Source organism: Armatimonas sp. (assembly GCF_043760365.1).
Classification (GTDB): domain Bacteria; phylum Armatimonadota; class Armatimonadia; order Armatimonadales; family Armatimonadaceae; genus Armatimonas.
The window spans coordinates 1-7,402 of the sequence record NZ_JAYUPA010001024.1 but is presented as its reverse complement, the minus strand read 5'-3'; the positions used below and the strand labels follow the sequence as shown (position 1 = coordinate 7,402).

8 protein-coding genes are annotated in these 7,402 nt (G+C 59.4%); all 8 read left to right on the top strand.

Annotated features, from left to right (window positions below):
* The first annotated feature begins 61 nt into the window (after nt 1–61).
* Entirely contained in the window at nt 62–466 is a 405-nt protein-coding gene (fliN, locus tag ACH2EH_RS26130) for a flagellar motor switch protein FliN (protein WP_309694516.1), read from the top strand.
* A 33-nt stretch (nt 467–499) separates the two neighbouring features.
* On the top strand, nt 500–1,453 hold the full coding sequence (locus ACH2EH_RS26125) for a flagellar biosynthetic protein FliO (RefSeq protein WP_395146357.1): 954 nt from the start codon (nt 500–502) through the stop codon (nt 1,451–1,453).
* Nucleotides 1,450–2,235: a flagellar type III secretion system pore protein FliP gene (gene fliP / locus ACH2EH_RS26120; protein ID WP_395146356.1), complete on the top strand. Its 786-nt coding sequence runs from the start codon at nt 1,450–1,452 to the stop codon at nt 2,233–2,235. The genes ACH2EH_RS26125 and fliP overlap by 4 nt, the downstream gene beginning before the upstream one ends.
* Before the next feature lie 24 nt (nt 2,236–2,259).
* Nucleotides 2,260–2,532: a flagellar biosynthetic protein FliQ gene (locus ACH2EH_RS26115; RefSeq protein WP_309694522.1), complete on the top strand. Its 273-nt coding sequence runs from the start codon at nt 2,260–2,262 to the stop codon at nt 2,530–2,532.
* An 11-nt stretch (nt 2,533–2,543) separates the two neighbouring features.
* Nucleotides 2,544–3,326, top strand: a complete 783-nt coding sequence (locus ACH2EH_RS26110) for a flagellar biosynthetic protein FliR (RefSeq protein WP_395146355.1) — start codon at nt 2,544–2,546, stop codon at nt 3,324–3,326.
* 4 nt (nt 3,327–3,330) lie between these two features.
* Nucleotides 3,331–4,473, top strand: coding sequence for a flagellar biosynthesis protein FlhB (gene flhB / locus ACH2EH_RS26105; RefSeq protein ID WP_395146354.1), 1,143 nt, complete (start codon nt 3,331–3,333; stop codon nt 4,471–4,473).
* Nucleotides 4,474–6,549: a flagellar biosynthesis protein FlhA gene (flhA, locus tag ACH2EH_RS26100; RefSeq protein ID WP_395146353.1), complete on the top strand. Its 2,076-nt coding sequence runs from the start codon at nt 4,474–4,476 to the stop codon at nt 6,547–6,549.
* Nucleotides 6,530–7,402 (top strand): hypothetical protein (locus ACH2EH_RS26095; RefSeq protein ID WP_395146352.1); only part of this gene is annotated, 873 nt, incomplete at its 3' end. The genes flhA and ACH2EH_RS26095, both read left to right, overlap by 20 nt.

The following is a 7,402-nucleotide window of genomic DNA, read 5'->3' as shown; positions in this document are numbered from 1 at the left end:
GTCTGGCAGGGCAGAACGTGGTTCTGGAGATTGTCTCCGGGCCTAAGGAGAAAGGAAACGGATGAGTACCCTGTTAACTCAGGAGCCCCTGACGGAAGCGACTCGCACAGAGCAAGCTTCCTCCCCAGCGATGGCCAAGACCACCAAGGCGCACACGGAGCCAAAAGCACACCAGGAGCACGAGACTATTAACCATAGTGGTGCAGCTCCCTTTGGGCATACCCCGGAGTATCTTCTGGATGTTCGCCTAACTGTCAGCGCCGAGATAGGCCGCGTCGAGATGCCGGTCCGTCAAGTGATGCTTTTGGCTCCTGGCGCACTGGTTGAGCTTCAGCGCAGCGCCAGTGAACCCGTGGATATTCTCGTGAATGGGCACTGCATTGCCCGTGGTGAGATCGTCGTCATTGGTGAGCACTTCGGTGTGCGCATCACAGAGCTGGGCACTCCTCTGCCTACACAACGCTAACTTATGGACTTGTTTTTAGAAAGGTTTACGATCATGAAATCTCTGTCTCTTGCCACTCTCTCTCTGACATTTTTACTTGCCGCCTCCACGGCAACACACGCTCAGACCGCCGCTCCGGTAGCCGTGAAGCCTGCCGCGACGACGCCCGCTCCTGCTCCGGCCCCGGCTCCCACCGCGGTAAAGCCTGCCGTCACGACGCCCGCCCCGACAGCAACGACCACAACTGCCGTTCCGGTGGCAGCTCCCACAGCAGGAGCGGGTGCCGCGCCAACCACTACCGCCAGCCCCGCACAGGAAGTTAAGAAGTCTACCGACCCCGAGGCGCAGCCAATTACTGGCTATATCGCTCCTGCCAATGATACCCCCAATACCAAAGCGATGATCCAGGATCTGGGAGTCAAGCTTGGCGGAGTCATCGGCCTCATGCTGATCTCCGCGCTGGGCTGGAACAAGCTGCGCCGCCGTGGCGTGGGCATCAAGAAGAGTGGGACTGCCGAGCGCAACGAGAGCCGCCTTCTCGTTATGGAGAAGCTTCATCTCAACCCGCAGCAGGTTCTCTATGTCGTCCGCTACGCCGAGCGCACCCTGCTCGTTGGCGCATCGCCGCAGAACCTGAACCTAATCACCGATCTCAGCAAGGGAGGCACCGCCCTGGCTTCTAGCAGCGCCACTGCTCTGCCCGCCCCGCTAACCGAGGCGCTGAAGGAGCTAGAGGCCCGAGGTGAGCGAGTAAAGCCCTCACCAGAGCCTGCAATTCGCACACCACGCCCCGTGGCCGTTGAGGATCGCTTCGCCGGTATCCTAGACCGCTTGCGGGCTCAAGAAGAGCCGAGCATGCCGAGCGAGTACCGTGTGCAGCAATCACGCCCTACCCGCACCATCGCGGAGCTCGACGAAGATGAGGAAGAGCGCCTCCTGGCAAAATCGAGCCGTGGTAGCTCCCTCTTCCGCGCCGCCTCAACAACCTCGGCGGGAGACGGCAGATGATCTCGGGACACGGGCGAACGCTCGGGGGGAGGGCGCTTCTGTGCGCCCTCTGCCTTCTGGGCTCGCTGGGGCTGGCTTTCGCGCAGGCTCCCAGCGGCAGTGGTGCCGCGATGGGCATCCCGGTCGGCATCAAGCTCCCCGCCGTGAACCAGCCCCAGGAGATGGGACAGTCACTCCAGATCCTGGGAATGCTCACGGTGCTGGCAGTGGCACCGGGCATCCTGATGATGATGACATCGTTTACCCGAATTGTTATTGTCCTAGGGCTCACCCGCTCCGCAATTGGTACGCAGCAGCTTCCCCCTAACCAGGTGCTGATGGGCCTCGCTTTGTGTCTGACTTTCTTTACGATGCAGCCCACCCTAGCGGACATGAACACCAGCGCCCTCCAACCCTATCTCGCAAAACAAATCACGGCGGACCAGGCGGTCGAGAAAGCTGTCCCTCCGATCCGCAGCTTCATGCTCCGTCAGACGCGTGAGGCGGATCTCTCGCTCTTTGTGGAGATGAGCCGCATCAAGCGCCCGTCCACGGTGCGTGATGTCCCGACCTATGTGATTATTCCCGCTTTTGTGATCAGCGAGCTCAAGACAGCCTTCATGATGGGTTTTATCATCATGCTTCCCTTTCTCGTCATAGACTTAATAGTCAGTATGATCCTGATGAGTATGGGAATGATGATGGTTCCGCCGATGCAGATCGCTCTGCCCTTTAAGATTTTGCTCTTCGTGCTCATTGACGGCTGGCACTTGCTAGCACGTGCCCTCTCACTAAGCTTCTAGCAAGAAAGACACCTAAAACACCCCATGAGTCAAGCCCAAGCCTATACCTACATCCAGCAGTGCCTCTGGACTGCCACCCAGGTGGTCATGCCGGTCATCATGGCCGCCCTTATGGTTGGCACCGCGATCAGTGTCTTCCAGGCAGCCACTCAGATTCAAGAGCAGTCGCTCTCGTTCGTTCCCAAAGTGGGTGCACTGCTGGGCGCTCTCGCGCTCACCGGCGGCTGGATGATCACGAAATTGGTCGAGTACGGGCGTAGCATTTTGATTGATCTGCCCAGTGTTCTTCAGAGATAGCAACTAAAATCATGGAGCTTTCCTTCTGGCTTGAGATTACCCAAGGACGATTCCTCACCGCGCTACTGATCTTTGCGCGGCTGGGTGGCGTTCTGTTCGCCGCACCTCTGCTCTCCAGCCATAGTGTTCCAACACCGGTTCGGGTGGGCTTAGCGACCATCTTCAGCCTGATACTCACGCCCCTGTTCCCTCCTACCTCGATCAGCAATCTTCCGCTCCTGGCAGTGGGATTGGGCAAGGAGTTTATGATCGGTCTGGCACTGGGCTGGATCGCGTCCTTGATGTTCTCCTGCGTGCAGATGGCCGGTGAGTGGCTGGATGTCCAGTCGGGCTTCCAGATGGCACAGCTCTTCAACCCCATGTTCCAGGCAGGGGGCGGCCCTCTGGGAAACCTTAAGTACATTCTCGCCGGGATGATCTTTCTGAGCGTGAATGGCCATGCAGTTATTCTTCAGGCCACGGCGGAGAGTTTCCGTATCAGCCCTCCTGGTGCCCTGGTGATTGGGATGGGCGGCATTGACGACTGGTTTGGTTTTCTGAGCCGCACCCTCTGGCTTGCCATTCAGATTGCAGCGCCGGTGGGCGTGACACTCTTCATGACGGAGCTGGCGCTCAGTATTGTCAACCGTGCTCTGCCCCAGTTCAATGTTTTGATGCTCAGCCTGCCCCTCAAGGCAGTTCTCGCCGTTGTGGCGCTCGGGGTTGCGCTTCCATCCATGGGAAATGCCCTCGCTCTTATCTTCTCCGACTTTGGGTCGGTACTCGTCGCCGCGCTTAAGATTATGAAGGGTTAAGGCAATGTCAGACGAAAAAACAGAGCCAGCCACACCCAAGAAGCGTAAGAAAGCGCGTGAAGACGGCCAGGTCGCCCGTAGCGCCGATCTGGTCAGTAGTGTTGTCTTGCTTGGTCTGTTTGTCGGTACTCCCGCCAGTCTCCCCCAGATCGGCAGTACCCTGACTAGCTTTTTTATGAAGTGCTTCGCCGTGATGCCCACCAAAGCGGGCCCCGAGAAGCTCGGGGAGATGGCGGGGGATCTCTTCCGCAATATTGGCCAGCTCACCATGACCCCCATGCTGACCGCAATGGGGCTCGGGGTAGCCGTTAATATTCTCCAGGTCGGGCTCTCCTTCACTCCCAAGCTACTGGAAGCCAAGGGCAGCCGGATAGATCCGCTCCAGGGTCTTAAGCGTCTCTTCACATCGCGCGCTTTTTTAGAGATCTTCAAGGGGCTGATTAAAGTGGCGCTGGTCGGCTATGCGGGCTGGGACTATCTCTCTAAGCATGCAGAAGACTGCCTACGCCTCGTGCTCACCAACCCCACGGAGATCGCAGGCGAGGTGGGCAAGATGACCCACGCGCTGGGCATGAAGATGGTGGGGACGCTCTTTAGCATAGCAGTGCTAGACTATGCCTGGCAGCGCTACCAGCATGAGAAGTCCATGAAGATGACCAAGCAGGAAGTCAAAGACGAGATGCGAGATGCCGAGGGAAACCCCGAAATCCGTCAGCGTATCCGCCAGCGCCAGCGCGAGTTTTCACGCCGCCGCATGATGTCCGAGGTGCCCAAGGCGACCGTCGTGATCACCAACCCCACCCACTTCGCCGTCGCCCTTGTCTACAAGCCCGGCCAGCCGGGTGCCCCGCGCGTTATCGCCAAGGGGCAGGATCGAATCGCGCTGCGTATCCGAGAGATCGCCCGTAAAAACCACGTGCCCGTGCTGGAGAACCCGCCCCTGGCGCGTGCCCTCTTTGCTCAGGCGGAGCTGGGCGATGAGATCCCTGCGGATCTCTACCGCGCCGTCGCCGAGGTGCTCGCTCTGCTCTGGCGAATGGGAAGCGTGCCGCTCAGCCCTCAGCCGCTCACCACGACTGCGTTCCCGACAGATCCCCCCTCTTCTGAGTCCCAATCTTCTACTGAAACCGAAAGCGAGATACGCTAAGTGGCCATCGTTCTCACCCGAGCTGGAATTACCAAAGCCGGACGTAGCTTCTTCAATGAGGGCGGCGGCGCAATGGCCGCCGTCAGCATTATCTTGATGCTGGTTGTCCCCCTCCCCCACTGGGCGCTGGATGTTTTCCTGGCGCTCAATATCACCCTAGCACTGGGCATCTTGATGATGACTTTTTATATCAAAAAGTCGCTTGAGTTCTCCAGTTTCCCCTCGCTCCTGCTCCTCGTGACACTCTTCCGGCTCGCGCTGAATGTCTCCGCGACGCGTCTTATTCTAGGAACCGGCCACGCGGGCGCGGTGATCTCGGCATTTGGGACATTTGTTATTGGTGGCAACTTCGTCGTGGGGATTGTGATCTTCATTGTTTTAGTGGTCATCCAGTTCGTGGTGATCACCAGTGGTGCAGGCCGCGTCGCGGAAGTGGCGGCGCGCTTTACCCTAGACGCCATGCCCGGCAAGCAGATGGCCATTGATGCCGAGCTGAACTCTGGTGCCATTGATGAGCTCACGGCCCGCCAGCGCCGACAAGATGTCTCCCGAGAGGCGGATTTCTACGGTGCCATGGACGGTGCCAGTAAGTTTGTCCGTGGTGATGCAATCGCCTCCGTGGTGATGATCGTCATCAACATTCTGGGCGGATTTGGAGTGGGAATGCTCCAGCGAGGGCTAGACCTGAGCGCCGCCTTGCAAACCTACACCATTTTGACGGTTGGTGAGGGAATTGTCACGCAGGTTCCCGCGCTCCTGATCTCCGCCGCATCGGGCCTCCTGGTAACCCGCTCCGCCAGTGAGACGAACTTGAGCATGGAGCTGGGCAAGCAGGTGATGGCCCACCCTCACGCCATCTATATCTCGGCGGGATCGCTGTTCTTTCTGGGACTTGCACCAGGCCTGCCCAAAATCCCCTTCGCTCTGCTAGCGGGCGCTGTGGCCTACTACGGCTACCGAGTTCAGCTTCAGCGTAACGCCCCACCGCCGCCACCGCCACCCGCACCGAAGGCCCCGGAGAACCTCAACGATTTGCTGACGGTTGACCCGCTGGAAGTCGAGCTGGGCTACGCGCTGGTCTGCCTGGCCGATCCCAAGCAGGGCGGTGATCTCCTGGAGCGTGTCACTGCCGCACGCCGCCAGATCGCCTCCGAGCTAGGGCTAATCGTCCCCCCAATCCGAGTGCGCGACAATGTCCGCCTGCGGGGTAACCAGTACACCATTCGGCTACGCGGCCAGGAAATCGGCGGCAGCGAGCTGATGCCCGGCCAGTTCCTCGCACTAGAGGGCGGCGGCGAGGTTCAGCCGCTACCCGGAACCCCCACGCAAGACCCGGCCTTCGGTGTTCCCGCGGTCTGGATCGCCGCAAATCAAAGAATGATGGCGGAGGTCTCTGGTTATACGGTCGTTGACCCGATAAATATACTGGTAACGCATTTGATGGAACAGCTTCGGCGGTACGCCTCCGAAATCCTGAGCCGTCAAGATACTCAGTCCCTGGTGGAAAATGTCCGTCGTGCCGCACCCGCGGTGGCCGACGAGCTGATTCCAGGTTTGATGACACTGGGTCAGGTACAGAAGGTCTTGCAGATTCTGCTGCGAGATCGTGTCTCGATAAGAGACCTGGCGACGATCCTAGAGGCACTGACGGACGCTGCGACGAGCACGCGCGATCCCGAGGTCCTAGCCGAGCATGTTCGGTTTCGTCTAGCACGCCAGCTGACACACCAGTACGTGGAGGCCGATGGTCGCCTGTACTGCATGACACTGCATCCCTCTGTGGAGCAGATATTGATGGATAACTTCCGACGCAGCGACGTCGGCACGCAGATCACACTGGATCCGGCTACCCAGGAGCGTCTTGGGATAGCGATCCGCCGACAGGCAGAGCGTATGGCAGCAGCAGGACACGTCCCGCTACTCATGTGCGCGCCTCGGCTTAGAAGTGCGATACGCCCGTTAATCGAGCGAAGCGTGCCCACGCTCATCGTGCTTTCCTATGCCGAGATTACTTCAGGTGTTGCGGTTGAATCTCTGGGAATGGTGATAGGGAACGATGAAAATTCAACGGTTTGAGGGAGACAGCACCCGTGAGGCGCTTGCCAAAGTGCAGCAAGCCCTGGGTGAGGACGCGGTTATTTTACAGACGCGCAGTATCCGTACTCCGGGCGTCCTACGGCGTCAGCGCGTGGAAGTCTTAGCAGCAGTAGACGGTGCTCAGGGTGGCATAACAGCACCGAGCACCGCTCGCCTGCCACTGGTAAACTTAGACGATAACATCAACATCGAGCGGGACACAGAGCAGCCCGAGGAGCTTATCGCCGAGGTGGCCGTCGCGCCGCCCCCGCCGCTAAAACGCACCTCAGCAGCCGCTCAGGCACAGATGCCCGACAACTGGCACGAGGAGTTCTCACAGCTTCGCCACGAGATGGCTCAGCTGCGCACGCAGCTCTCCCACTCCACACTGAGCCCACAGCCCAAGTTTAACTTGGAGCAGTTTGACCAAGAGAGCCCCGAGCTTTTTCTGGAGCGGCTCCGTGGTGAGCTGCACACCAGCTCGATCCAGCTCAAGCAAGGTCGCCCCACCGTGATCTGCCTGATCGGCTCGACGGGTGTGGGCAAGACCACGACCCTGGCCAAGCTAGCCGCCGCCGCATCGCGACAGGAGCGTAAGCGGATCGCTCTGATCACCATTGATACCTACCGGATCGGTGCTCTGGAGCAGCTCGAAGCCTATGCCCGTCTGCTGGAAGTGCCGATGACCCGCGTCTATGCCCCAGAGGATATCCGCAGCGCCCTGGAGCGCTACGCCAGCTACGATCTTATCTTCGTGGACTCTATTGGGCGCTCCGCATTCAATACCCAGCAGATCGCCGAGCAAGCCGAGCTTCTCGAAGCCCTGGGCACCGATGAGGTGCACCTTTGTCTG